Origin of the sequence: Synechococcus sp. GEYO (assembly GCF_900473955.1) — a bacterium.
GTDB lineage: Bacteria > Cyanobacteriota > Cyanobacteriia > PCC-6307 > Cyanobiaceae > Synechococcus_C.
In genome coordinates this window covers 46,211-72,234 of record NZ_UCNL01000006.1, presented here as the reverse complement: position 1 = coordinate 72,234, position 26,024 = coordinate 46,211, and the positions used below count along the sequence as shown (strand labels likewise).

Genomic DNA, 26,024 nt, shown 5'->3' with positions numbered 1-26,024 from the left:
CCTACATGTTGTCCAATCAGTTCAGCTGATCGATCCGGTCAACGCCTGATCGATCCATATGAATCAGAAGTAAATTTTGCCGCCGCCCCATTCCTGGCCGAGAACTTTCGGCGCCACCAGGATGTAAGCCGACATCAGCTCTAGATCTTCGTCGGTGAGATCACGCATCGCCGGATACAGGTCACGGCTGCGCATGCTGGGGTGAAGATCGGCAATGCTGTACTCGCCGTCGTAGGAGGTGGGGTCCTGCATGTAGTCCACCAGCGCGGCGATGTTGTCTCGGGATGGTGTGGCCAATGCCAGGGTCTCAGGATCGAGGCCAACGTTTTGGTTGGTCTTGGTGATGCCGCCGGCATGGCATGTGCCGCAGCTGGTGTTGAACACTTTGCGCCCCGCCTTGACCTGCTGCTCGCTGAAGGTCACTGCGGTGCCTTCAGGGTCGGAAGGAACGGTCAGTGTCTCGGCATCCCACTGGGCGGCCTGAGCGGGGGAGCTGATCCACAAGACAGCTAGCACCGGCAGGACGATCAGCAGTCGGCTCAGCGACTGTCGCAGGTTGGAGAGAAAAGGAACCATGAAGGATGCCAGAGACTGATGGATACAGCGCACCAAGCTCTTGTATCACGCTGCAGTATCAAAGTGACGCTGTTCAGGCTCCACCGATCACGAACTGTTGCAGCATGCAGTCCTTGATGAAGCGGTCACATCGAGGCAGAGGAAGTCTTTCGCTAAGACCGTGTTCGGGAAAATTGCTTTGGCTTCTGCCAGTAGATCGTCTGCTGTCACTGGGTTTCCAGGCGCATAGCGGGGGCTGAGATGGGTGAGCACAAGTTGGCCGACACCCGCTTCAGCCGCGGTCTGGGCTGCCATCGTGCTGGTGGAGTGCTGACGCTGGAAGGCCATGTCGGCCTCCGCATGGGAAAAGGTGGATTCGTGAATGAGCAGGTCGGCACCCTTCGCCAGGCTCACGGCCGCTTCGCAGAACACGGTGTCCGTGCAGTACACAAGGCTTGCTCCGGCTCTCTCCGGCCCGCTCAGCGTTCTGCCGTCGATCCGCCGTCCATCCTCCAGGGTGACCGTTTCCCCCCGCTTGAGGGAGGCATAAACGGGCCCGGGGGGGATAGCCAACTCCTGTGCTTTTTTGATGTCAAAGCGACCCGGCTTCGGTTTTTCCTCAACGCGATAGGCATAGGCAGGAACGCGATGGTGCAGCGGTGTGGCTCGTACGGTGAGATCTGCGTCCTCAAAAACGATCCGATTCGCTTCAGCGGCACTGCGGACCTGGTGCACCTCGAGGGGATAGCCAATCCTGGTTGAGCTGGTTCGCAACACTCCCTCCAGATAGCTCTCGAGGGGATCGGGTCCGTATAGATCCACCCCACCACTGCTGCCGCTCAGGCCGAGACTGGCCAGCAGGCCTGGAAGACCAAAAACGTGGTCACCGTGCATGTGCGTGATGAAGATCCTGCGCAGCTGCGACAGCCTCAGATCACTGCGCAGGAACTGATGCTGGGTTCCTTCACCACAGTCGAACAACCACAGTTCCGAGCGCTGAGCCAGTCGCACGGCCATGGCTGAAACGTTGCGGGCTCGGGTTGGGACTCCAGAACTGGTGCCCAGAAAGGTGACCTGCACGGCATGGTGGGCTCAATGGTCAATCTGCCATGAAGGCCTGGCTGCAGTCCGCTGGGCGGGGCACACTGAGCAACCATCGGCCTCCCGAGTGGTTCTGCACATCTCCATCGGTCGGGCTGCTGCTGGAGTAGCTCTGATGCTGCCAGTTGCAGTAGTTGCTCTGGTTGCTGAAGCCAGGACTGCGGTGACCGCTCAGGAGCCGCAGATGCGTGTGTTGGTGGCCGAAGGCTCGGAGTTGATCCTGCGCGCCGATGGCGATCACCCCCTGATGGTGCAAGGCCTCGCCAATAACGAACGCCGCCTCCAGCGTCTGCAGGTTCGCTTGCGGGATGGTCGCTTGACGATCGCGGATGGCCAGGCCGATGGCCATTCCTCGCTTCGGATTAGCACGACTGACCCTCGCGGCATCTGGCTCGGGCGCCGCCGTTATCGCGGTGACCTGCTGCTGGTGGTCCGCGGCGGCAGGATCCAGGCGATCAATCAGCTGGGTATCGAGACGTACCTTCCCAGTGTTGTGGGCAGTGAGATGCCAGCAAAGTGGCCTCTGGCAGCTCTGCAAGCTCAGGCCGTCGCTGCTCGGACCTACGCCCTCCGACAACGAGGACGCAAGGCGGATTTCGATGTGAAGGCCACGGTGAGCAGCCAGGTCTACAAGGGAATCGAATCTGAAACTCCAAGAACCAGGGAAGCGGTTGCCACAACGCGCTCGCTGGTTCTGGTGCATGGCGGCCGTTTGATCAATGCTGTTTTTCACAGCAGTTCAGGGGGATCCACTGAGCCCAGTGGCGAGGTTTGGCAAAACCAGCTCCCCTACCTCGTGAGCGTTCAAGATCACGACCAGCACAGTCCTTTGCATCGCTGGAACCAGCGTTTCGAGGCCGGTGATCTACGCCGCCGCTTTGAGGAGACTGGCGGACTGGAGCGGTTGAGTGTGCTCAGCACCAGCTCCACCGGCAGGGTGCGTTCAGCGCGGATTCAAGGCCCGCTTGGATCATTGGTGCTCACGGGTCGTCAACTGCGACAGCGCCTGGGCTTGAAGAGCACGATGGTGAGCTTTTCCCTGCTGCAGGGAGACCGCGGAGATGCAATCGAGTCCATCGATCCTGTGGATCATGGTTCGGAATCACCGCCGCAGCTGATCGGACTCTGGCGTGATTCCGCCAGCGGTCTCAGCGGAGCGGCTGATCAGGGCCCAGCCGGTCGCGTCATTGCAGCACCCCCCTTGCCTCCTCCTCCTCCTCCACTCAGCTCGCGCCGAGCCTCATTGATCCCCGCTGGAAGAACTCCAAGAACTTCTCGCGGCACGATTGTGCTTAAAGCAGAAGGCCAGGGTTATGGCCACGGTGTGGGCATGAGCCAGTGGGGAGCCCACGGTCTGGCCAGTCAGGGCGCTGATTTCCGTGAAATTCTCCATCACTACTACCGCGGGGCAACGATCAGGCCGTACCGACCGGCTGATGACCCATCAGTGGCATTCAGGGCCGGTTCGGAGCCAGCCTTGATGGGTTGACCTGCCGCGATCGTTGCGTGCCCCAGTTTCTGTCCAGATGTGCGGTGCAGCACCGCCCGGATCCGCGCGCATTAATGGAGGCGATTGTGGATCATGTGGCTGCCTATCTCGCCACGGCCCTTGACCATGAGCGCTTTAAGCCGCTGGGAATGGCGACCGGAAGGACCATGGAACCCTTTTACGCGGCCCTGGTTCAGCGTCTGATGACATGGCCGGCGCCGCAGCTTGAACAGTTGAAGCGCTGCTGGCTGAGTTTCAACCTTGATGAATACGTTGGCCTGCCGCCAGGCGATAGCCGCAGCTTCGCCGCCTACATGCATGCCCAGTTGGGTTGTCATCTCGATCTTTCTCCCTGCCAGTTGCAGCTGCCGGATGGAACGGCCAAAGATCCTGCCGAGGAGGCGAGACGCTATGGATCTGCGCTGCATCACGCAGGGGGGATCGGCCTTCAGCTGCTGGGCCTAGGTGGTAACGGTCATGTGGGTTTCAATGAGCCGCCATCTCCAGCCGGCAGTCGCTGCCGCGTGGTGACGTTGCAGCAAGACACGCGAATTCAGAATGCCAGTGCTTTCGGGGGAAACTCCGAAGAGGTGCCTGAGCAGGCCATCACCCTTGGTCTGGATGAGATTCTTGCTGCCGATGAGATCCATCTGATCGTGACCGGAGCGGCCAAGGCGGAGATTCTGCGCACAGCGTTGCTGAACCCTTGTAGTGCCGACGTTCCCGCCAGCTGGCTGCAAAGCCACTCAAGCGTGCATCTCTGGGTAGATGATGCGGCCGGTGCCCATCTTCCGCTGTTGTTTTGAACCGCTGGCAGTTCTGGATTGACCGTGGCGGCACGTTCACCGATCTGGTGGCACGTCATCCTTCTGGCCAGCTGTTGGTGCGCAAAGTGCTGTCGGAGCAGCCGGACGCTCCCGGAGATCCGGCTGTTGCGGCCATGCGCGAGTTGATGGGGCTCACTCCGGAGCAGCGGATTGATCCTGGATTGATCGAGGAACTGCGTTTGGGCACCACCGTGGCCACGAATGCATTGCTTGAGGCAGCTGGTGAGCCTGTGTTGCTTGTGACCAATCGCGGTCTGGAGGACCTGTTGCTGATCGGTGACCAGCACCGTCAGCATCTTTTTGCGTTGGCAATTCCCGAGCCACCTTCGTTGCTGGCCGCCGTTGAAGAGGTCCCCTGTCGTCTGGATGCGGAAGGGAGGGAGTTGGAAGCACTGCGGCTCGACGATGGGTTCATGCAGAGGCTTGTGCGTCATCACGAGGCCGGGATCCGCTCTTGTGCCATCGCTCTGATGCATGCCTGGCGTGATCCTGTCCATGAAAAGGCTCTGGCGAAGCTGGTGCGAACCGCGGGGTTCAAGACGGTGGTCTGTTCCCATGAGGCCAGTCCATTGCCGCGCCTGGTTCCCAGAGGACAAACCACGCTGGTGGAGGCTGCCGTGAGGCCTGTGCTGTCCGCCTACCTGGCACAGGTCCAAGCCGCTTTGGGGGATCAGACCCGATTGCGGGTCATGACATCCAGTGGGGCTTTGCAGCACCCCAGTTCGCTGCTTGCCAAAGACACGATCCTGTCGGGTCCGGCCGGCGGCATGGTCGGAGCTGTTGCTGCCGCTCAACAAGCTGGCCTTGGTGCTTCCGCCCTGGTGGGTGTGGATATGGGTGGCACGAGCACGGATGTGTTTTGCCTGCCGGCGGGCGCTGCCGACCGGGAGTGGGAACGGAGTGCTGAAACGGAGATTGCCGGATTTCAGCTGACAGCGTCGCGGCTGCCGATCCACACCGTGGCGGCAGGAGGGGGATCGATTGTCAGTGGCGATGGCGGTCGCCTCACGGTGGGTCCACGCTCGGCAGGTGCTGACCCAGGCCCAGCCTGCTACCGCCGAGGTGGACCTCTGGCCATCACGGATTGTCATTTGCTGCTGGGCCGGCTTCAGGTGACTGCCTTCCCGGCGGTGTTCGGACCGGGCCTCGATCAGACTCCTGATCTTCAGGCGACCCGGGATCAGTTCCAGGCGCTTTCATCGCAACTGGGTCAGGCTCCCGAGCAGCTGGCCGAAGGTGCTCTTGACCTCGCTGTCGAGGCGATGGCGGGAGCGATCCGCCACGTGTCGCTGTTTCGTGGGCATGACATCCGTGGAGGTGCACTGATTGCCTACGGCGGTGCCGCAGGGCAGCTGGCTTGTCGCTTGGCCGAATCTCTGGGGCTGGGTCAGGTGCTGTTGCATCCTCTGGCGGGTGTGCTCTCGGCTTATGGCCTTGGGCAGGCCCGTCAGCGTCAGCTGCATCAGCGGTCGATCCGCCGTCCTCTGGATGCTGCTCTGCTCGCTCAGCTGCCCGCCATGGTCAGGTCGGATCTGAACACGGCGTTCCTGGAGCTGCAGAAGCTCACGGCAGCTTCCACAACAACACCAGAGCATCAGATCAGGCTTGAGCTGCGCGATGCCTCTTCGGAACAAGGGCTGATGCTCTCCCTGGTATCAGCTGTGGAAGAGCTGGATCAGGATCAGCTGGAAAGCTTGTTTGACCAGGCGCATCAACGTCGGTTTGGCTATGCGCCGCCTCGCATGGGTCCTCTGATCGCCGAACGCCTCGAGGTGGAGGTGCTGGATGCGATCGCGGAGAGCTCCTCGCCATCAACCTTTGAAGGTCATAGAACCGCAGCCACTGCATCGGTCACTCGATCAACCATTGTTCAGCGTGCTCGCGTTCATTGCAGAGAGCAGGGCTGGTGTGAGGTGCCTGTGCTGGAGCGATTGCAATTGAAGCGCGATCAGCCTCTATCGGGGCCCGCGCTCATCCTGGACCCCACGGCGGCCATCGTCCTGGAGTCAGGTTGGATGGCCAGGCTGCTGGTTGATGGCAGTGTGCTGCTCGAGGCTTCATCGAGGCCTGCCGCTGAACGGTCCTCTGCCGGGGGGGATGCCAGTGGAGTGAGTTCCGACCAGCACTCGGACCCAGATCCTGTTGATCTCAGCCTCTTCCATCACCGTTTCATGCAAATTGCTGAGCGCATGGGAGAGCGGCTGCGTCAGACCAGTCGTTCCGTGAATATGCGGGAGAGGATGGATTTCTCCTGTGCGCTGTTCGATGCACAGGGGGCGCTTGTCGCCAATGCTCCTCATATTCCCGTGCACCTGGGTTCGATGGGTGATGCGGTTGAGGATCTTCTCGGTCAGATCCGCCAAGGGGAGAGGCCTGCGTTGTCGGCCGGAGACACCGTGATCAGCAACGATCCATTCCATGGTGGCACCCACTTGCCCGACATCACCGCGATCACACCCTGCTTCGTGGAGGGAGACCCCGATCCCTTCGCCTATGTGGCCTGTCGCGGGCACCACTCGGATGTAGGCGGTCTGACACCAGGTTCGATGCCTCCCTTCAGCTCCAGCATTGAGGAGGAAGGTCTGCTGGTGCGCAATCACTTCTTGACCTCACGGGGAACACCCGATCGTTCGGCTTGGAATCAGTGCCTGGAGGGGGTCAGCTCACCTCCCAGAGACCCCGAACTGCTCTGGGCAGATCTTCAGGCCCAGGCAGCCGCCAATCATCTGGGGGCTGAACTGTTCGATCAGCTTCTGCAGCTTGAGGGCCGCCAGCGTGTTCGGCGCTATCTGCAGCACGTTCAGGACCATGCGGCGCGAACCGTTCAGAGGCTGATCGGCTGCTTTGAGGACAGGACCTTTGAGGTTGCGCTCGATAACGGTGCCAAGCTCAAGCTGGCCTTGACGATCGATCGGAAACGGCAACAGGCCTTGCTCGATTTCCGTGGGACAACTCCCCAGGGCACGCACAATTTCCATGCTCCACTGGCGGTGACCAAGGCTGCGGTTCTGTATGTGATCCGTTGTCTGGTTCAGGAGCCGATTCCCCTGAATGCCGGATGTTTCCGGCCATTAACCCTGATTGTCCCGGAGGAATCCCTGCTCAACCCCAGCGCATCGGCTGCAGTGGTCGGCGGCAATGTGGAAACCTCGCAGGCTCTCTGCAATCTGCTGTTTGCGTCGTTCGGAGTGATGGCCGCGGGCCAGGGAACGATGAACAACCTCACCTTCGGTGACGGGCGTCGGCAGTACTACGAGACCATCGCCGGAGGCGGAGGAGCAGGCAAGGGTTTCTCTGGATCATGCGGTGTACAGACGCATATGACCAACTCCAGGCTCACGGACCCGGAGATTCTCGAGCAGAGATATCCAGTGAGGTTGGAACGTTTCGGCTTCCGCCGAGGCAGCGGTGGAGCTGGTCGCTGGCGAGGAGGAGACGGCCTTGTGAGGGAGTTCCGCTTTCTGGAACCGATGACTGCAGCGTTGTTGTCTGGTTCCAGGACCGTCGCCCCTTTTGGTCTGAACGGTGGAGAACCAGGTGCAACGGGAACGGCTCTGTTAACCCGTCCTGATGGAACTGTGCAGGTGCTGGATGGTTGCGTGCAGCTTCAGGTCAAACCAGGGGATCGATTGCTGATCGCCACTCCCGGTGGCGGTGGCTTTGATCCAATCACTCGCTCAGCTCATCCCTCAGTTCGTTCTTCAATTCGAGGTTTGCGCTGACATTGCAGATGTCGTCGAGGTCCTCCAAGGCATCCAGCAACTTCAGACACTGTTGGATGTTGTCCTCATTGTCCGGTCTCACCTGAGTGAGAGGGTGCCAGTAGTGCGACCATTCCGAGACTCCCCAGCCTTGATCGCGGAGTCCGTTCTGGAGGGATTCGAGTGCTTCAAAGGGACCATGGACCAAGGCCTCTTCGCCGCTTCTGAGTTCATAACCATCGGCCTCCAGATTCAGCAGGCATTCCAGCAATGCCTCCTCATCAATGACTGGGCCCTGGAGGGTCACTTCACTGCGGTGCTGGAAGAGATAACTCACGCATCCGCTTTCACCGAGGTGGCCGCCATGTTTGCTGAACGCCAACCGCACAGCCGCTGCTGTGCGGTTGCGGTTGTCGCTAAGTGCCTCCACCAACACAGCCACTCCGCCCGGGCCGTAACCCTCGTAGCGGATTGATTCAAGCTGTTCCGTGTCACCAGCCTTGCCAGAGCCTTTGGCGATGGCACGTTCGATATTGCTCGCTGGTACGCCAGCGGCCTTGGCCTTGACGATCGCGGTGCGCAGCTGGAAATTGCCATCGGGGTCACTGCCCTGGCGTGCAGCCACCGTGATTTCGCGTCCGATCCGGGTGAACACAGCACCTCGCTTGGCATCCACCACCGCCTTGGTGCGTTTGATCTGGGACCATTTGCTGTGGCCTGCCATCGGATGCTTCGGCGTCCGTCTGCTTCAAAGCAAATTACTGAGGTTGCAGCATCAGCCCCGAGCTTCAAACACCACCTTCGGTTTCAGCCCATCTTCTGCATCGGGCACACCGAGTCCGAGCATGCGCCCACCCTCACTGAGAATGACTACAGCATCCGCCGTGCCGCTGATGCCTGTAGTGATCCTGCGCCCACAGCTCCAGTCCAGCTGTTCGCTGGCAGTGAGCAGGCGCTGAGGCAGATGCGGCAAGGCCAGCTCGGGTCTTAGCAAGGTGATTTCGCCTTGGCCGACCATGTCTGGAGCATCAGGCAGAGGTAGCGCCTGGTGGTCATGGAAGCCGAGGGCCTGGGTACGCCTGAGACTGGCCAGACAACCTCCGCATTCGAGTGCTGCTCCGAGATCTCTGGCCAGTGAACGGATGTAGGTGCCTGCTGAGCAGTGCACCTCCACGCTCAACTGGGCTAGTGCAGCGTCCCATCCCAAGAGATGCAGTTTATGAATGGTCACAGGCCGTGCTGCAAGCTCCATCTGCTCGCCGCGACGGGCTCTGGCATAAGCACGCTCACCATCCACGTGGACCGCTGAAACCTGAGGGGGCTGTTGGCGAATGGCTCCGCGGAACAGACTGAGTGCCTGATCCAGTGTTTCTGAGGCCAGATCGGGGACGGATTGTCTGGACAGTTCCTCACCTTGCAGGTCGTCGGTGTTGGTGCTGATCCCTAGCTGGATCACGCCTCGATAGGTTTTCTCACCAGGTAGGTACGGCAACAGTCGTGTCGCCTGTCCCACGGCGATCGGCAGCACGCCTGTCACCGCTGGATCCAGAGTGCCGCCATGACCAACCCTGCGGATGCCCAGCAGCCGCCTGATGCGTGCGACGCAGGCATGGGAGGTCAGCCCAGCAGGCTTGTCAATGACGGCGAAGCCGATAGGCGCAGTCAAGGTGCAAGCCATGTCCAGCTGTCGACTGTGGCACTTTGCCTTTGGCATCAGTGGGCTCGCACGTAGGTTTGCCCGGTCGCGTCCTGAAGCTCCATGCAGCCACTCAATGCCTCCGCTGGTGTGGATATTCAGGAGTTTCTCGAGAATGGCTTCTCCGTGAAGGAGCATCTGGCGTCTTATCTGTCGCTCTCAGCGGCGGATGTTGCCGAGCGATTGCCCCAGAGCACGGAGGATCTGGCGGCGATGCATCCGGGAGCTTTCGACCCCGAGCGAGCTGCTGATTTCTATGAGGACACCGTTGGCACCGGCCATTTGTTCGAATTGGCAGCATGGCATCTCAGCAGTGCCGACTACATCGCCGACACCCTGCGGTTGCAGCAGCAGTTTGCGCATGGTGACGTGCTTGATTTTGGAGGCGGGATCGGAACGCATGCTCTGGCTGCAGCGGGGCTGGAGAGCGTTCGGCATGTCTGGTTTGTCGATCTCAATCCACAGAACCGTGCATTCGTGCAGGATCGTGCGTTCCGTCTGGGACTTCAGGAGCGTGTGAGTGTCCATCGCGATCTCGACAGCCTTCCGGGGCGGCGTTTCGACACGGTGGTTTGCCTTGATGTGTTGGAACACCTCCCCGACCCCTCGGCGCAGCTCATGGAGTTTCACCGCCGCCTCACTCCCGGCGGTCGAGCCCTACTCAACTGGTATTTCTTCAAAGGGCATGACGGTGAGTACCCCTTCCATTTCGATGAACCGCAGTTGGTGGAGGATTTTTTCCTCTGCCTTCAGAGTCGCTTCCTCGAGCTGTTTCATCCCTTACTGATCACAACAAGGGTCTACCGTCCGCTTGAGAACGTCTAGCCGAAACTATCGATGCCACAGATCGCCGGACAAGGGCGCTTGCTGGTTCGCTTAATTGTGATCAAGAAGCTGCTGCTCGCCGGGGCTCTGTTCGCGATCAGCCTGGCCGCCGTGTTTGGTGATGTTCATTACGCCGAACTCTCTGATTTCGCCGAAACCTGGGGGAATGCGGACCGTCAATTCCTTTCTTCGCTGGCATCGAAGGGAACCCTGCTGGGCCCAACGCGTCTGATGCGTCTGGCCTTGGTCTCAGGGCTCTATGCCGCTTTGATCCTCCTAGCGGCCTGGGCTACCTGGGTTGGACGCCGCTGGGGCGAGTGGTTGCTTGTCGGGGTGCTCGGTCTCGCTCTGCCTCTGGAACTTGCGGATGCCCTGCATAAACAAAGCCCCAGAACATGGGTTGTTCTGGGGCTCACTGTGATTGGTCTTGTGTTGACAACCCGTCTGGCGCTGAGCTCGGAGCGGAGCCCGTGACGGTAGAGGTCGTTCTGGTCAGACCGCAGCTGTGATGTTGATGCGCTTGCGATTGCGCAGACCGCGCTTGATCGTCTCGAACTTCACGACGCCATCGGTCAGAGCAAAGAGAGTGTCATCTTTGCCGTGACCCACGTTGACTCCAGGCAGCACGGAGGTGCCGCGCTGACGGATCAGGATGGATCCGGCGGTGACGGATTCTCCGCCGTAAGCCTTCACGCCGAGACGCTTGGAATTGGAATCGCGGCCGTTACGTGTTGAACCTGTGCCTTTCTTATGAGCCATGGGGAGGGTTTTGAAGAGGAGAACGTTCGTTGAAGTGGATCTGGATGATCAGCTGATGGCTTTGCCACTGACGGAAATCGACTGAACCATGACTCTGGTCAGCTCCTGACGATGACCATTCTTGCGACGGGTCTTCTTTTTGGGGCGCATTTTGTAAACGATCACCTTGGGGCCGCGGCGGTGCGCCATCACCTTCAGCTCAACACTGGCGTCCTTGACATAAGGCTTGCCAAGAGTTGTGCCCTTGGAATCCTTCACTAAGAGAACGTTGTCGAGGGTGACGGTTGCGTCGACCTCAGCATTGAGCCGGTCGAGATCGTAGTAACGATTGGCCTGCAGCCAGAACTGCTGACCGGAGGCCTCGACGATTGCGTAGGCCCCTGTTTCGGGAGCTGCAGAGGTTTTGGAGCTGGTTTCGGCCATGTGCTGAGAGACGCGGTCAGGCTCGGACAAACCGATTTGGCCTGAACCGCAATCGAAAGACAAACAAAGATCCTCGGTGTTCTTAGTCCCTTTCGTCAAGATTCAGCTCAGGATCTTGTCGCGGTGGATGGCTCGTCCGGCACTCACGATCGCTTTGCTGCTTCAAACGAGAGATCTCGTTGAGGTTTGTTGTCAATGGCTGCCGGTGAATCGCTACTCACCCGTGGATCTCGGTGCCGTCGAATCTGGTCAGGGTGTTGTGGAACTGCTTTCCCGCCAGCGCGAAGCGGTGGATGCCGTTGTCATTGAGCAGTGCTTGCTGGACGACAAGACCCGTGATGCCCTCAGCAGCGAGGGTTTGTTGTTCCCCGCCGTGGTGGTGGGTGAGTTGATGGGTCGCGTGGATTACCACCCTGAAGAGCTCCATCTGCCAGGAGATCAGCTGGAGCAGCTTGGGTACAACGTTGATGCCTCCATTTCACGCTTCCTGCGCCAGGGCCAAAAGGATGCCAGGCCCGAAGACGGTGCTGAACAGAACGCCATGCCTGCGATGGAAGGCAGTGCCTGGAAGCTGTCCAGTCGTCTGCAGGAGCGCCTCGGCTATCTGGGCGTCTTCTACAAGCGAGACCCCTCGCGCTTTCTTGCCAATCTGCCTCCTGATGAGCAGCGGGACCTTGTTCAGTCGCTGCAGCGCACTTACCGGGACCTGTTGATCAGCTACTTCAGGGATCCGGCTGCGGCCAACCAGGCACTGGAGAGTTTCGTGAACACAGCCTTTTTCGGTGATCTGCCCATCACCCGAGCTGTGGAGATCCACATGAATCTCATTGACGACTTCTGGAAGCAGCTCAGACTTGAAGGGCATAAAAACGATTTTCTTCAGGACTATCGCCTCGCTCTGCTCGATGTCATGGCTCACCTCTGCGAGATGTATCGACGTTCGATCCCTCCTGAGGTCTCCCTGACACCCGCGGCCGGGGAACGTCGCGTTCTCACCGATCCGGAGGTGGCCCCATGAGCCCACGCAAGACTTACATCCTCAAGCTCTACGTGGCCGGCAACACGCCGAACTCCATGAGGGCGCTCAAGACTCTGCGCAACATCCTCGAGACGGAGTTCAAAGGCGTCTATGCCCTGAAAGTGATTGATGTGCTCAAAAATCCGCAGTTGGCGGAGGAGGACAAAATCCTCGCGACACCGACTCTGTCCAAGATCCTCCCGCCGCCGGTACGTCGGATCATCGGCGATTTGTCCGATCGCGAGCGAGTGCTGATCGGTTTGGACCTTCTCTACGACGAACTCACCGACAACAACCTCACCTCATCGTTGATGGATGCGTTGGAAGAGGCGGAGACAGGCGAATCAGATTCTTAAGCCTGCCCGTGCACTCGCAGGTGATGACTCGTTTTTTCCTTACCTTGCATCCATAAGAGCGTCGTTATGCAGATCTCCAGCTCCAGTGGTTCTCCACAGATGCAGGTTCAGAAGCTTCCGACAGGGATCGAAGGTTTTGATGATGTGTGTCATGGCGGCCTTCCTATCGGTCGCAGCACGCTGATCAGCGGTACCTCCGGTACCGGCAAAACGGTTTTCTCTCTTCATTTTCTGCACAACGGCGTCGCCCACTTCGACGAACCAGGGATCTTTGTCACCTTCGAAGAGTCGCCGCTCGACATCCTCCGCAATGCCGCCAGCTTCGGTTGGAATCTGCAGGAGATGGTTGAACAGGACAAGCTATTCATCCTTGATGCTTCTCCCGATCCCGATGGTCAGGATGTGGCCGGAAGTTTCGACCTGTCCGGTCTGATCGAGCGGATCAACTACGCCATTCGCAAATACAAGGCGAAACGGGTCGCGATCGATTCGATCACCGCGGTGTTTCAGCAATACGACGCTGTGTTCGTTGTCCGTCGCGAGATCTTCCGTCTGATTGCTCGTCTCAAGGAAATCGGCGTCACCACCGTGATGACCACAGAGCGCATCGACGAATATGGGCCGATTGCTCGCTATGGGGTTGAAGAGTTCGTCTCCGACAACGTGGTGATTCTGCGCAATGTGCTCGAAGGAGAACGCCGGCGGCGCACCGTGGAGATTCTCAAGCTGCGCGGCACCACGCACATGAAGGGAGAGTTCCCATTCACGATGGGTGCGCATGGGATCAGCATCTTTCCGCTTGGTGCCATGCAACTCACCCAGCGCTCCTCCAATGTACGGATCAGTTCGGGCGTTCCCCGTCTTGATGAGATGTGCGGCGGGGGGTTCTTCAAAGACTCGATCATTCTCGCCACCGGAGCCACGGGCACTGGCAAGACCCTGCTGGTCTCGAATTTCATCGAGGATGCGTGCCGCAATAAAGAACGCGCCATCTTGTTCGCTTATGAGGAGTCGCGTGCCCAGCTGCTACGTAACGGCACTAGCTGGGGCATTGATTTCGAACAGATGGAGCAGGACGGGCTGCTCAAGATCATCTGCGCTTATCCGGAATCGACAGGCCTCGAGGATCACCTGCAGATCATCAAGACGGAGATCAGTCAGTTCAAGCCTTCACGGATGGCGATTGACTCCTTGTCTGCCCTCGCTCGCGGCGTCAGCCATAACGCCTTCCGTCAATTCGTCATCGGTGTGACCGGATACGCGAAACAGGAAGAAATCGCTGGTTTCTTCACGAACACCTCAGAGGAGTTCATGGGCAGCCATTCGATCACTGACTCACACATCTCCACCATTACCGACACGATTTTGCTCTTGCAGTACGTGGAGATCCGTGGAGAAATGGCCCGTGCCGTCAACGTGTTCAAGATGCGTGGTTCCTGGCATGACAAGGGCATCCGTGAGTTCGTGATCACCGGCAACGGTCCGCAGATCAAGGATTCCTTCTCCAACTTTGAACGGATCATTTCTGGGGTGCCGAATCGGGTCAGCAGTGATGAGCGCAGTGAGCTCGCGCGCATCGCCCGCGGCGTCGCTCCCGACGCCTGATCAGCTTTCTGTGTTCTGCGTCAAAGCCAGGCGTTCGTCGTCACTTTGTCGTTCAGCTTTCCACCTCAACTCCTCAGGATCTTCCTGAGCTAGCGGCAGCTCAAACCAAAATGTGGTGCCAACGTCAGGCTCACTTGCCATTGAGATCATGCTGCCGTGTTTTTCGAGGATGCCTCGAACGATCGACAGTCCAAGGCCAGTGCCCACCTCGGTGTGAACAGCATTCTCAACCCGGTAAAACCGCTCAAAGATGCGTTGCTGGCTTTCTTCACTGATGCCATAGCCGGTGTCACAGACTTCAACCCGGATCTTCGGCAATGGTGAACTCAGAGTGCAGGTGGGCCCATCGTTGCTGTGGATCTCTGCTTCCGAAGGTGTCATCTGACAGCTGTCTGGCCAGGTGTAAGCCCTGACCGTTAATCGCCCGCCGCTGCGACTGAACTTCAGAGCATTACCGATCAGATTGTCCAGCACCTGCAGGATCAGGTCCCAGTTACCCAGAACATCGGGGAGGTCGCGGTCAGCTTCCAGGCTCAGCTCAACCTGCTTGTCGCTGGCGTTGAGTTGATAGCTGCGCAGGGCTTGCTCCAGGCCAGGACGGAGATCGACTGGAGAAAACTGCACAACGCGATTGGATTCCAGCCTGGACAGATCGAGAACGTCGTTCACGAGTCGGGTGAGGCGATCTGTCTCCGAATTGGCAACGCCCAGAAATTCTTTTCGATCCTCTTCGCTGAGCTGGTCTCCCATGTCGTGGAGAGTCTCCACGTAACTCTTGATGTTGAACAACGGTGTGCGTAGTTCGTGGGAGACGTTGCTGATGAAACGGCTCTGAGCGGCATTCAGCTCCACTTCCCGTGTGAGGTCCTGGATGGTGACGGCGATGCCCTTGAGGGTGTCGCCGCTTGGTTCGCGCACCGCCTGGATCACGAAACGCAGGGTCCTCGGTGGATCGCCAACACTGCTGCGCAGCTCATTGGTGTCCGTTTGCTTCGAGAACACGGCATCGAGCGGATCATGCAGTTCAACGGACAGCAGTTCCGGCAGCTCATTGAGAAAGTCTTGGCCCTCGAGATTGCGACCTTCCCAGCGGAACAAGCGTCGCGCCGTCGGGTTGACGAGCACGATGCGACCATCACCGTCGAGCAGTACCGCGCCGTCGGCCATGGTGGCGATCAGCGACGCCTGCTTGACCTGAGCTGCCTGTAGTTCTTCGATGTTCGCGGCGTCATAGTCCTGCAGCTGTGAGGCCATGGCGTTGAAGCCATCCAACAGTTCTCCTAATTCGCCACCCATCGGCAGGCCGATGCGAGCGCGGAAGTCACCATCACCAATCGATCGGACGCCTCTCAATAGCTCCTTGACCGGACGCGTGATGGTCAGCGCGTTAAAAACAGCGCCCAGAATCACTAGAACCCAGATTGAGATGAACACAGCCACCGTGACCTCACGGGTGAGGGCGGCACTGGCGAGAGCGGTCTCATTAGGGTTTACGCCAAGAGCCAGCACGCCGAGGTAGTTGTTGTTCTCCACCAACGGCACGAACACATCCGTGACTTGCCCCTGAGGAGTCATGTGCTGGCGGACCAGCGGATTCTGAGTTCGGTTGCGCAGTTCATCAGGCAGTTCCAGACGCCGGCTCAGGCGTAGATCTGCATTGCTGGCATCATCACTGCCGCTGACGGGAATACCCAGATAGACAATGCCGTCAGGGTCGGCGAAAAAGATGTAGCGGAGGCTTCTGCTCGAGCGCCAGAAGGTTTCTGTGACATTGGCGAGTTCGCGATCACGACCTTCAGCCACCAGCTCGCTGACATTGCCCGCCAACAGCAGGCCTAGATCCCTCGCGTAACGGGTGTCGTTCATCGCCGTGTCGCGCTGAATTCCATTCAGAGCGAAGAAGGTGATGCCCGTCATCATCAGGCTCACCACCAGGGTGGCCACAGCTAGCAGTTTGGTCTGAAGGCTGAATTCGGCCCACCAGGAGCGGGCCTGCGGCCAAAACCCCCTCGTGGTTGTTTGCTCAGCTCCGGCGATTGGAGTTGCCCATTCCGCAGGGGCCTCGTTCTGAGCCGTGGCTGGATCGCTGGCCATTCCGCCGAATCACATCGACCTAGCCTAGGACCGGCGCACCTGGTGACCGATGTCGCGACGGAACTGCATCCCGTTGAATCGCACCAATGCGAGTCCTGCGTAGGCGCTGGCGAAGGCTTGATCAAAGTCTGCCGCTTGAGCGACCTGCGTTAGTACCCGTCCTCCGGCAGTCACCACCTGGCCATCGTCCTGACGATGTGTACCGGCATGAAACAGTTGCCGCTGTTGGTCGGGATCAGGCTGCAGCTGAATGAGATCTCCCTTGCGTGGAGTCTCGGGATAGCCCTCAGCGGCTGCGACAACACAAGCGCTGCATGTTTTGGCAACCGAGAGTTCGGGTGCCTGATCCAGGCATCCGTAGGCGCAGGCCTGCAGAACCTTCGCGAGTTCAGGACCCATCAGGGGCATCAGGGTCTGGCATTCAGGATCACCGAAGCGACAGTTGAATTCGATTACCTGGGGCCCCTGTTGGGTCAGCATCAGGCCGGCATAGATCACTCCCCTGTACTGGATTCCCCGTTCTTTCAGGGCCTGAAGAGTGGGTTCGAGCACAAGCTGCTGCACCTGATCGAGCCCGGCCTGATCAAGCAATGGAGCGGGTGCGTAGGCGCCCATGCCTCCGGTGTTCGGTCCCCGATCGCCCTCGAGCAGCCGCTTGTGGTCTTGAGCCGGCGGTAGTAGCACCATTCGATCGCCATCGCACAAAGCGAAAACGGACACCTCAGGACCTTGAAGGCGTTCTTCCAGAACCAGCCGCTCGCCTGCGGAGCCGAAGTGTCCAGCAAAGGCCTCACGGATCGCTGCGGCGGTTTCTTCGAGGGTTTCGGCGACAGTCACTCCCTTGCCGGCTGCTAAGCCATCGGCTTTCACCACCAGTGGTCGTTGCAGCTCTTCCAGCAGCTCCAGCCCCTCACTGGCGCTCGTGACAGTCCAGTGCCCCGCGGTGGGAATTTTGGCTTCGAGCATCAAAGCCTTCGCCCAGGACTTGCTCGCTTCCAGTTGGGCTCCTTCGGCGCTGGGGCCAAACACCACCAGCCCTGCATCTCGTAAACGATCGGCCACCCCGGCGGCCAGGGGTGCTTCCGGTCCGATCACTACCAGATCGATCGCCTGCTCCCTGCAGGCTTTGATCAGGCCCGCGGCATCCTGTTCCCCAACCGCTAGCGATTTGCAGTCGTCGAGGTCTTCGGTTCCTCCATTTCCAGGAGTCACCCACACAGCTTCAACTTCTGGGCAGCGGCGGAAGGCCCAGGCCAAAGCCTGTTCACGGCCACCACCACCCACCACGAGCAAATGACGGAGCGGAGGCAGGGTCTGAGGACGGGAGTTGGAATGGGCCATGGAGGCAAGCGTTTCGGGCGGAGGCCCTTAGGTTTGAACGTCCCTCCGCTGTTGTTGATGGCGGAGAGATCGTTCCATCTTTGTTGAACGCCTTCCGGCCCATGGGTTTGCTCCCTCTGCCTCTTTCACTTCTCTTGGCGGCGGTGCCAGGCTCTGCCGGGCCTGGCTCCTTGGTGTCGCTCCAATCCGCAGCGCCAATGCCTCAGCAGGCCTTTGAGATTGTGCTGATCGAAGGAGGTCTTGCTGATCTGAAACTGGCCTGCGAGCAGTCGGCCAGCTTTGGAGCCAATGAACGTCTCCAGTTGCTGCGTGATCGACTGATGCTGGTTGCGCCAGCCCCGCAGACATTTGATGTGGTGATGGCCAATGCCAGGGCTCTGATGTCCTGCAAGGCGCCAGATAGCGCACAGGTGGTCCTCAGTCGCTACGGACCCGGTCCAGGTCCTCGCCGTCGGGATTGGTTGCTGTTGTCCTGGCAGGCTGCCAGTGCGGCATTGGACCAGGAGCGCATTGTCCTGGCGCTGTTGCGTTTGGCAGAAGGAGATCTCACCAGGCTTGATGCGGAGCAGCTTGTGGTGGGTCTGGATGGGCAAGGAATGCCCACCACTCGATCAGCTCTTGATCTTCTGGCCGAAGCGCAGATCGCCTCCGGGCAGCCCGATCAGGCTGCGATCACCTTGCTTGCCGGGCGGACGACAGGGGTCATTGCGGCACGTCGGCTGGGTCTCGCGGCTGAACTGCTGGGTGTGATGGATTCCGAACGCAGCGCATCGTTGATCGAGGCGGCTCTCGATCAGGCGGCGGCTAGGCAAGCCTGGAACCAGGCGGAGGACTTGCTGCGGTTGCAGCTGCGACTTGAGCTTGCCAGTGGCGGCAGCGGTGATCGTCCCCGGGAACGTCTGCGACGGCTGGCAACCAGGGTGGATGATCGCTTCACTCTGTTGGATCTTGATCAGGATCTGCCAGGAGTGTCTCTCGAGAAACGCCAGCAGCTGCAGCAGGAACTGCGTTCTCCACGGGCACCGGGTGGCCACGCCGCGCTGGGAGAATCACCATCACCTGAAGCCGGCGCGACCGGCGTCAACGAGCAGCCATGACCATTCCCCACGGCGACCTTCTCTACGAGGGCAAAGCCAAGCGCATTTATGCCGGTTCAAGCGACCAGCAAGTATTGGTGGAGTTTAAGAACGATGCCACTGCTTTCAATGCTCAGAAAAAGGCTCAGCTGGCAGACAAGGGGCGTCTCAACTGCAGGATTTCAGCCTGTTTGTTCGAAGTGCTGGAGCGGGCGGGAATTTCCACCCATTACTGCGGAATCGCTGAGGAGACTTGGATGGTTGTCCAGCGCGTCGAGGTGATTCCAGTTGAGGTGGTGCTGCGCAACATCGCGACCGGCTCGCTTTGTCGCGAGACGCCGATCGCACAGGGCACAGTCCTTGAGCCGGCTTTGCTCGATCTGTATTACAAGGATGATGGTCTCGGAGATCCGTTGCTGACGGATGCTCGCCTAGAGCTGCTTGGTTTGGTTTCCACTGAGATGCGTGGACGGATCGAGGTGCTCGCCAGAAAAGTCAATGCGGTGCTGATTCCTTTCTTCAAGGAAATCGGCTTGCAGCTGGTGGATTTCAAACTTGAGCTTGGACTGAATGCGGCCGGTGAGCTGCTTGTGGCTGATGAGATCAGCCCTGATACCTGTCGGCTCTGGGACCTGTCGTGCATGGATGCCGAGGAGCGCATTCTCGACAAGGACCGATTCCGTAAGGACCTAGGTGGAGTGATCGAGGCCTACGGGGAGGTCTGCAAACGGGTACAAGGGGCCTGCCCGACACCCCACAACTGCAGTTAAGTTCAGCGACGTTTGTGGCCGGCCCGGCCGACTTCCGTCTCCCCAATGGTCGCTTTCTCCTCCAGCCGAACCAAGAACGCCGTTCGGCGAGGTGCAGTGGGGTTTGCCCTCGCTCTGCCCTTGATTAGTGGCCTGCCCCTTCAAGCCCAGGCTGAAGATATTCAGGTGGCTGCTGAGGCAGAAGCGGTTGATCCACAGGGTGTAGAGGCAGAGATAACGGAAGAGCAGATCGAGGTCGAGCAGATTGAGCTCACCCCCGACCCTGCAGCAACACCTGTTGCCGAGCCGATTGACGAAGGGCCTGAATTGCCCAGGGTGCTGATCACCGAGGTGATCATTGAGGGCATCGATGGACACCCCGAGCAGGAGCGTCTCGAGCTAGCTGCTTACGACGCCATGCGTGTACGACCTGGTAGCCGGGTGACGAGGGAGGAACTGAAGCTTGATCTCGATGACATCTACGCCACCGGATGGTTTTCAGACGTGCGCATTGAGCCGGTCAACGGTCCCTTGGGTGTTCAGCTTGCTGTTCAGGTGCTGCCCAATCCTGTGATGACTGAGGTTGTTCTCGAGCCTGAGGACAACAAGATTGAGTCCCAGGTTATTGAGGACACCTTCAGTTCCGATTACGGCCGCACGCTCAACCTCAATGAGTTGCAGCTGCGCATGAAGCAGCTGCAGAAGTGGTACGCCGATCAGGGTTATTCACTCGCCCGTGTGAGTGGGCCCACCAGGGTGAGTCCTGATGGCGTCGTGCAGCTGAAAGTGCTGATCGGCAGCGTCGCGGGTATCGAGGTGAAATTCATCAACAAGGAAGGGGAAGACACCAACGAAAAAGGAGAGCCGATTAACGGCAAGACCAAGCCTTGGGTTGTGAGTAGGGAGATCTCCATCAAGCCAGGCGAACCCTTCAATCGCAATCAGCTCGAGAGCGACATCCGGCGTTTGTACGGCACCTCGCTGTTCAGTGATGTGAAGGTGACCTTGAGACCTGTGACTGGTGAGCCAGGTTTCGTCACCATCGTTCTCGGTATCGTCGAGCAGTCCACTGGCTCGCTTTCAGGCGGTCTTGGTTACAGCCAAAGTCAGGGTGTCTTTGGTCAAATTCAGCTTTCCGACAGCAATCTGTTTGGGCGAGCCTGGGACCTGGCACTCAATGTCACTTACGGTCAGTTCGGCGGGCTTGCGAACCTCACCTTCTCCGACCCTTGGATCAAAGGAGACAGCCACCGCACCTCTTTCCGAACTTCCGTATTTCTGAGCCGAGAAGTTCCTCAGGTCTTCCAGAGCCAGAACGACGGAGATATTCTCAGCCTTAAGGATTATGAGAATAACAATTCCAAATACGCTTATTCAATCGATTCCAGCAACAATCCTGCTGACAGTCGCTTCAACAATGTCAGCCAGGCTGGTAATGAGTTCCCCAATACAAGTTGGTTCGACTACGAGGGTGACTCAATCGCGCTTGAGCGGATAGGCGGCAATGTTATTTTTTCGCGTCCTCTCAATGGTGGTAACCCGTTTAAGAAGGTGCCCTGGCAGGTCCTGACAGGATTGAATCTCCAGGCGGTTCGCCCGATTAACTACGCCGGTGATACCAGGCCATACGGGGTTCCAAATAGAAAGATTGAGAATGACCGAATCGATAATGATGAGATTATCTGTACTTCTTTTAATTGTGCTGAGCAAAATACGCTAGCCAGTATTCGTTTTGCGACTACCTACAACACATTGAACGACGGTCGCAATCCGACCTCAGGCAACTTCTTCAGCTTTGGCACTGAGCAGTATCTCTCGATTGGCGAGAACTCTCCAACCTTCAATCGCATCCGAACGAGTTACACCCATTTCATTCCTGTGAAATGGCTGAAGTTCGCCAAAGGCTGTCGTCCCAAGGAGGGTGAACCAGAAAACTGCCCTCAGGCGCTGGCTTTCCAAATTAAGGCTGGCACCGTAATTGGTGATTTGCCTCCCTATGAAGCCTTCTGTCTGGGTGGATCCAATTCAGTTCGTGGCTGGTTCGATTGTGATTTGGCCGTCGGTCGCAGTTTCGGAGAAGCAACCATTGAATATCGCTTCCCCATCTTCAGCATCTTCGCTGGTGAAGTGTTTATTGACGCAGGTACCGATTTCGGCTCTCAAGCCAATGTCCCTGGTAAACCTGGCGAGCTGCTCGACAAACCTGGATCGGGTGTTTCTCCAGGCGTTGGTGTGATCGTCACCACGCCCGTTGGACCTCTGCGTCTGGAGGTTGCCAGTCAAAACTTCACTGGAGAGTACCGCTTCAATCTTGGCGTCGGTTGGAAATTCTGATGGGCTTCTGGCCTCAGGATTACGACGGAGCCTGGACCCTGGAGGGACCAGCCAGCCGCAGTGGCATCGGCCTGCACAGCGGTGATCAGGTCTCCGTAACCCTTCAGCCTTCGCCTCAGCCGGGCGTCTGGGTGAGCTGGCCAGCTAACGGCGGTGAGCCGCTCAAGCTCAAGCCTTCTCAGGTGCGAGACAGTCCGCTTTGCACCACCCTTGAGCTGGGTGATCGCAAACTCGCCACGGTGGAACATCTGCTCGCAGCCATCGCCGGGTGTGGTCTCACGCACGTGCACCTCGAAGTTGAAGGCAGCGAGATCCCCCTCTTGGACGGCTCTTCTCAGGGATGGGTGGAAGCCATCGCTGAGGCTGGTCTTGCCCCGGCATCAACACCTGCTCCCGCTCGGCCGCAACTGCAGCAACCGATCGCTCTGCATCGAGGCAGCAGTGTGATCACTGCTACTCCTGCTGAACAGTTCATGCTGGTGGGTGTGATTGATTTTCCCCAGCCGGCCATCGGTCGTCAGCAATGTGCCCTGGAACTGACGCCAGAGAGCTTCGTGGCAGAGATCGCTCCAGCCCGCACCTTCGGCTTCCGTGAGCAGGTGGATCAACTGCGTGCAGCGGGGCTGATTCAAGGTGGAGCACTCGATAATGCCCTGGTCTGTGATGGCGACCAATGGCTGAATCCACCTCTGCGCTATCCCGATGAGCCGGTGCGCCATAAGCTTCTGGATCTGATCGGTGATCTGGCCCTTGTGGGTTTTCCGCGGGCGCAGGTGCTGGTCTACCGCGGCTCCCATGGTCTGCATACCGACCTGGCAGCGGTCCTGGCCGATCGATCCGATGCTCAGCGCTGAAACGATTTGACTTCTTCCTCCGCTACCGCCGCAGCTCAGCCTCTGCTTACCGCGGAGCAGATCATGGGTCTGCTCCCCCATCGCTATCCCTTCGCGCTTGTGGATCGCGTTCTGGAGCATGTGCCCGGTGAAAAAGCAGTGGCCATCAAGAACGTCACGCTCAATGAGCCTCAGTTCCAGGGCCATTTCCCGGGGCGCCCGTTAATGCCCGGGGTGTTGATCGTCGAGGCCATGGCACAGGTGGGCGGCCTGATCGTCACCCAGATGCCCGATCTGCCTAAAGGTCTGTTTGTGTTTGCTGGTATCGATGGCGTTCGCTTCCGCCGTCCGGTGATTCCCGGTGATCAGTTGCTGATCACCTGTGAGCTGCTGAGTCTCAAACGCAAGCGTTTTGGCAAGGTAAAGGCGGAGGCCACGGTGGATGGTCAGCTGGTCTGCTCAGGCGAGCTCATGTTCTCGCTGGTTGACTGAGCATGATGAGTGAACAGCGATCCCCCGCCGTGACTGCTGAGGACCGTCCTCCCCAGATTCATCCGCTTGCGGTGGTCGATTCCCGTGCTGAGCTCGCCGCCGGTGTCGTGATCGGTCCTGGTGCCGTTGTGGGTCCTGATGTCCGCATCGGCTCAAACACCTGGGTCGGGCCTCACGCGGTGCTTGATGGTCGACTTGTGATCGGCGACCACAACAAGATTTTCCCCGGTGCTTGCCTCGGGCTGGAGCCTCAGGATCTCAAGTACAAGGGAGCTCCGACAGAGGTGGTGATCGGACATCACAACACCATTCGTGAATGCGTCACGATCAATCGGGCGACGGACGAGGGTGAGCAGACCCGCATCGGAGACCACAACCTGTTGATGGCCTATTGCCATCTGGGACACAACTGCCTTCTGGGCAACGGCATCGTGATGTCCAACGGCATCCAAGTTGCCGGTCATGTTCTGATCGAGGACAAGGCTGTGATCGGTGGATGCTTGGGAATTCACCAGTTCGTGCAGATCGGCGGGATGGCCATGGTTGGAGGCATGACAAGGGTGGACAGGGATGTGCCTCCCTATTGCCTTGTTGAGGGTCATCCTGGAAGGGTGCGCGGCCTCAACCGTGTGGGTCTGCGCAGGCGCGGACTTGATCGCAAGGATCAGGGTCAGGAAATCAAGCAGCTTCAGGATGTTTGGGCACTGCTCTATCGCTCAGACCACGTCATCGCTGAGGGCCTGCGGCTGGCCCGTGAGCAGCCCCTGATGCCTCTGGCCGATCATCTCTGCTCCTTCCTCGAGGGATCGATCAGTCAGGGACGGCGTGGCCCCATGCCTGCTGTCGGTGGCCGCTGATGGTGCGTGTGCTGATCAGCACCGGTGAGGTGTCTGGTGATCTTCAGGGAAGCCTTCTGGTTCAGGCTCTTCATCGCCAAGCTCGCCTGAGGAGCCTCGATCTCGAGGTGCTTGCCCTGGGGGGACCACGGATGCATGCAGCCGGTGCGGAACTGCTTGCCGATACGGCTCCACTGGGTTCGATCGGTCTGCTGGAGCATCTCCCCCAGGTCATGCCGACGTTGAAGCTGCAGTCGCGTGTCAATAAGCAGCTCAGTGCTAGGCCTCCCGATGCAGTGGTGCTGATTGACTACATGGGCGCCAATGTGCGTCTGGGCAAGCGTCTGCGCCGCAAATTGCCTGAGGTGCCGATCACCTACTACATCGCCCCACAGGAATGGGCTTGGCGCATGAATGACAACGGCACGAGCAGCCTTTTGTCTTTTACCGATCGCATCCTGGCAATCTTCCCCCAGGAAGCATCCTTCTATGCATCCCATGGTGCGCAGGTCACCTGGGTTGGTCATCCTCTGCTTGATCTTGCTGCAGGCAAGCCCGACCGCGCTGAGGCTTGTCGACAGCTCGGTCTTGATCCGAAAGGACGGCTGCTGTTGCTGATGCCCGCATCCAGGCCGCAGGAGCTGCGATATTTGATGCCAGCGCTTGTTGAGGTGGCTGCACGTTTGCAGGCACGTGATCCCCAGCTGATGGTGATGGTGCCTGCAGGCCTCAGTCGGTTCGAGCGTGACCTGCAGGAAGGGCTTGCAGCCGCCGGTGTGCATGGACGGGTTATTCCAGCCGCTGATGCGGATGCGCTGAAACCGGCCCTGTTCAGCGCGGCGGATCTCGCGCTTGGAAAGTCGGGAACAGTGAATATCGAGCTGGCTCTACAAGGGGTGCCCCAGGTGGTGGGGTACCGGGTGAGCCGGTTGACGGCCTGGGTGGCGCGCAATGTGTTGGGCTTCCATGTGGATCACATTTCGCCTGTGAACCTGCTGCTCAATGAGCGTCTGGTTCCCGAATTTGTGCAAGAAGACTTTGCTGCCGACCAGTTGCTTGCCCAAGCCATTCCGCTGTTGGAGAACCCTGAAGCGCGCCAAACGATGCTGAGTGGCTATGAACGATTGCGCCAAACGCTTGGGGAGCCGGGAGTGACCGATCGCGCTGCTGCCGCCATTCTCGATCAGCTGTCTACTTGAGCTCGCTTGTGATTCAGATCCTCTTGTCGATGGTTGTGGGAGCTCTGCTCCTGGTCTCACCTGCTTCAGTGCTTGCTGAGGAGCAGGGTGCCGTGCTGGCTGGGGGCTGTTTCTGGTGCATGGAGAGTGATCTGGAGAAACTTCCAGGAGTGATCTCGGTGGAAAGCGGCTACAGCGGCGGCAGTGTTTCCGAGCCGACTTACAACCAGGTGAGTGCTGAAACCACCGGGCATCAGGAGGTGGTGGAAGTGCTGTTTGACTCCGAACAGATCAGTTATCCGAAGCTTCTCCAGTCGTATTGGCGCAATGTGGATCCCCTCGACGGTGCAGGTCAGTTCTGTGATCGCGGCGACTCCTACCGACCGGTGATCTTCACCGGTGATGATCAGCAGACCAGCGAGGCTCTTGCCAGTCAATTAGCAGCTGCCAAGGAGCTCGGTGTGTCTGAATCCGCTCTCAAGGTGGAGATCAAACCTCTTGAAAAGTTCTGGCCTGCTGAGGATTACCACCAGAATTTTGCCGAATTGAATTCAGTGAAGTACAAGTACTACCGCTGGGCTTGCGGACGAGATAAACGCCTCGATGAGGTCTGGGGTGACCTAGCTCGCAGCGGAGATGCTTGGACGAATTGATAGTTGTCGACAGCGGGGCGCATCAACTTCTGATGGTTTGATTGCGGGAATCTGAGGAAATTCTGTAGCGATCGTTGCGCTCC

24 protein-coding genes are annotated in these 26,024 nt (G+C 58.9%); 16 read left to right on the top strand and 8 right to left on the bottom strand.

Annotated features, from left to right (window positions below; genetic code table 11):
- Positions 1–63: 63 nt before the first annotated feature.
- The gene (gene psbV / locus DXY37_RS04460; RefSeq protein WP_222930431.1) at positions 64–576 is read right to left on the bottom strand and encodes a photosystem II cytochrome c-550; all 513 of its coding nucleotides are present in this window, start codon (positions 574–576) and stop codon (positions 64–66) included.
- A gap of 87 nt (positions 577–663) precedes the next feature.
- The gene (gene rnz, locus DXY37_RS04455) at positions 664–1,635 is read right to left on the bottom strand and encodes a ribonuclease Z (RefSeq protein ID WP_115125558.1); all 972 of its coding nucleotides are present in this window, start codon (positions 1,633–1,635) and stop codon (positions 664–666) included.
- A gap of 136 nt (positions 1,636–1,771) precedes the next feature.
- Here rnz and DXY37_RS04450 point away from each other — a divergent pair, with 136 nt between their 5' ends.
- Genes DXY37_RS04450 through DXY37_RS04440 form a run of 3 tightly spaced genes read left to right on the top strand, consistent with a single transcriptional unit; the run spans position 1,772 to position 7,694 of the window.
- On the top strand, positions 1,772–3,145 hold the full coding sequence (locus DXY37_RS04450) for a SpoIID/LytB domain-containing protein (RefSeq protein ID WP_115125637.1): 1,374 nt from the start codon (positions 1,772–1,774) through the stop codon (positions 3,143–3,145).
- A gap of 17 nt (positions 3,146–3,162) precedes the next feature.
- Positions 3,163–3,951, top strand: a complete 789-nt coding sequence (locus DXY37_RS04445; protein ID WP_244276862.1) for a glucosamine-6-phosphate deaminase — start codon at positions 3,163–3,165, stop codon at positions 3,949–3,951.
- Positions 3,948–7,694: a hydantoinase B/oxoprolinase family protein gene (locus DXY37_RS04440; RefSeq protein ID WP_115125557.1), complete on the top strand. Its 3,747-nt coding sequence runs from the start codon at positions 3,948–3,950 to the stop codon at positions 7,692–7,694. Before DXY37_RS04445 ends, DXY37_RS04440 begins: the two co-directional genes overlap by 4 nt.
- Here the strand turns inward: DXY37_RS04440 and DXY37_RS04435 are convergent.
- Both DXY37_RS04435 and truB read right to left on the bottom strand, forming a co-directional pair.
- Positions 7,642–8,397 (bottom strand): YebC/PmpR family DNA-binding transcriptional regulator, encoded by a 756-nt coding sequence (locus DXY37_RS04435; protein WP_115125556.1) that lies wholly within the window; start codon positions 8,395–8,397, stop codon positions 7,642–7,644. The genes DXY37_RS04440 and DXY37_RS04435 overlap by 53 nt on opposite strands.
- 51 nt (positions 8,398–8,448) lie before the next feature.
- Positions 8,449–9,387 carry a tRNA pseudouridine(55) synthase TruB gene (truB, locus tag DXY37_RS04430; RefSeq protein WP_371637858.1) on the bottom strand — a complete coding sequence of 313 codons (939 nt, stop codon included), beginning with the start codon at positions 9,385–9,387 and terminating at the stop codon, positions 8,449–8,451.
- Positions 9,388–9,432: 45 nt separating this feature from the next.
- Here truB and DXY37_RS04425 point away from each other — a divergent pair, with 45 nt between their 5' ends.
- Together DXY37_RS04425 and DXY37_RS04420 are read left to right on the top strand one after the other, a co-directional pair.
- On the top strand, positions 9,433–10,194 hold the full coding sequence (locus DXY37_RS04425; protein ID WP_115125554.1) for a bifunctional 2-polyprenyl-6-hydroxyphenol methylase/3-demethylubiquinol 3-O-methyltransferase UbiG: 762 nt from the start codon (positions 9,433–9,435) through the stop codon (positions 10,192–10,194).
- A gap of 12 nt (positions 10,195–10,206) precedes the next feature.
- Positions 10,207–10,668: a DUF2127 domain-containing protein gene (locus DXY37_RS04420; protein WP_115125553.1), complete on the top strand. Its 462-nt coding sequence runs from the start codon at positions 10,207–10,209 to the stop codon at positions 10,666–10,668.
- Between the two features lie 18 nt (positions 10,669–10,686).
- Here DXY37_RS04420 and rpmA read toward each other — a convergent pair whose 3' ends face one another.
- Together rpmA and rplU are read right to left on the bottom strand one after the other, a co-directional pair.
- A complete protein-coding gene (gene rpmA / locus DXY37_RS04415; RefSeq protein WP_114994614.1) occupies positions 10,687–10,953 on the bottom strand; it encodes a 50S ribosomal protein L27 in 267 nt (88 codons plus the stop codon).
- 48 nt (positions 10,954–11,001) lie between these two features.
- Positions 11,002–11,376 (bottom strand): 50S ribosomal protein L21, encoded by a 375-nt coding sequence (gene rplU / locus DXY37_RS04410; protein WP_115125552.1) that lies wholly within the window; start codon positions 11,374–11,376, stop codon positions 11,002–11,004.
- 127 nt (positions 11,377–11,503) lie between these two features.
- On the opposite strand from rplU, the gene DXY37_RS04405 reads away from it, so the two are divergent.
- The 3 genes from DXY37_RS04405 (at position 11,504) to kaiC (ending at position 14,355) form a co-directional block, all read left to right on the top strand.
- Positions 11,504–12,394: a circadian clock protein KaiA gene (locus tag DXY37_RS04405; protein WP_115125551.1), complete on the top strand. Its 891-nt coding sequence runs from the start codon at positions 11,504–11,506 to the stop codon at positions 12,392–12,394.
- Positions 12,391–12,750, top strand: a complete 360-nt coding sequence (kaiB, locus tag DXY37_RS04400; protein ID WP_067095928.1) for a circadian clock protein KaiB — start codon at positions 12,391–12,393, stop codon at positions 12,748–12,750. The genes DXY37_RS04405 and kaiB overlap by 4 nt, the downstream gene beginning before the upstream one ends.
- A 66-nt stretch (positions 12,751–12,816) precedes the next feature.
- Positions 12,817–14,355 carry a circadian clock protein KaiC gene (gene kaiC / locus DXY37_RS04395; protein WP_115125550.1) on the top strand — a complete coding sequence of 513 codons (1,539 nt, stop codon included), beginning with the start codon at positions 12,817–12,819 and terminating at the stop codon, positions 14,353–14,355.
- Here kaiC and DXY37_RS04390 read toward each other — a convergent pair whose 3' ends face one another.
- Entirely contained in the window at positions 14,356–16,449 is a 2,094-nt protein-coding gene (locus tag DXY37_RS04390; protein ID WP_115125549.1) for an ATP-binding protein, read from the bottom strand.
- Positions 16,450–16,473: 24 nt separating this feature from the next.
- On the bottom strand, positions 16,474–17,790 hold the full coding sequence (gene purD / locus DXY37_RS04385) for a phosphoribosylamine--glycine ligase (protein WP_115125548.1): 1,317 nt from the start codon (positions 17,788–17,790) through the stop codon (positions 16,474–16,476).
- 101 nt (positions 17,791–17,891) lie between these two features.
- Between purD and DXY37_RS04380 the strand changes: the two genes are divergently transcribed.
- The 8 genes from DXY37_RS04380 to msrA are packed head-to-tail and all read left to right on the top strand — an operon-like array spanning position 17,892 to position 25,941.
- Positions 17,892–18,887: a hypothetical protein gene (locus tag DXY37_RS04380; protein ID WP_115125547.1), complete on the top strand. Its 996-nt coding sequence runs from the start codon at positions 17,892–17,894 to the stop codon at positions 18,885–18,887.
- The gene (gene purC, locus DXY37_RS04375) at positions 18,884–19,636 is read left to right on the top strand and encodes a phosphoribosylaminoimidazolesuccinocarboxamide synthase (RefSeq protein ID WP_115125546.1); all 753 of its coding nucleotides are present in this window, start codon (positions 18,884–18,886) and stop codon (positions 19,634–19,636) included. Before DXY37_RS04380 ends, purC begins: the two co-directional genes overlap by 4 nt.
- Before the next feature lie 45 nt (positions 19,637–19,681).
- On the top strand, positions 19,682–21,949 hold the full coding sequence (locus DXY37_RS04370; RefSeq protein ID WP_115125545.1) for a BamA/TamA family outer membrane protein: 2,268 nt from the start codon (positions 19,682–19,684) through the stop codon (positions 21,947–21,949).
- Positions 21,949–22,803, top strand: a complete 855-nt coding sequence (gene lpxC, locus DXY37_RS04365) for a UDP-3-O-acyl-N-acetylglucosamine deacetylase (protein WP_067095941.1) — start codon at positions 21,949–21,951, stop codon at positions 22,801–22,803. Before DXY37_RS04370 ends, lpxC begins: the two co-directional genes overlap by 1 nt.
- Positions 22,804–22,845: 42 nt before the next feature.
- Positions 22,846–23,274 (top strand): 3-hydroxyacyl-ACP dehydratase FabZ, encoded by a 429-nt coding sequence (gene fabZ, locus DXY37_RS04360; RefSeq protein ID WP_067096030.1) that lies wholly within the window; start codon positions 22,846–22,848, stop codon positions 23,272–23,274.
- A 5-nt stretch (positions 23,275–23,279) separates the two neighbouring features.
- Complete coding sequence (gene lpxA, locus DXY37_RS04355; protein WP_115125635.1) at positions 23,280–24,131, top strand: acyl-ACP--UDP-N-acetylglucosamine O-acyltransferase; 852 nt, start codon at positions 23,280–23,282, stop codon at positions 24,129–24,131.
- Positions 24,131–25,309, top strand: a complete 1,179-nt coding sequence (gene lpxB / locus DXY37_RS04350) for a lipid-A-disaccharide synthase (protein WP_115125544.1) — start codon at positions 24,131–24,133, stop codon at positions 25,307–25,309. The genes lpxA and lpxB overlap by 1 nt, the downstream gene beginning before the upstream one ends.
- A gap of 29 nt (positions 25,310–25,338) precedes the next feature.
- Positions 25,339–25,941: a peptide-methionine (S)-S-oxide reductase MsrA gene (msrA, locus tag DXY37_RS04345; RefSeq protein WP_115125634.1), complete on the top strand. Its 603-nt coding sequence runs from the start codon at positions 25,339–25,341 to the stop codon at positions 25,939–25,941.
- Positions 25,942–26,024 lie beyond the last annotated feature (83 nt).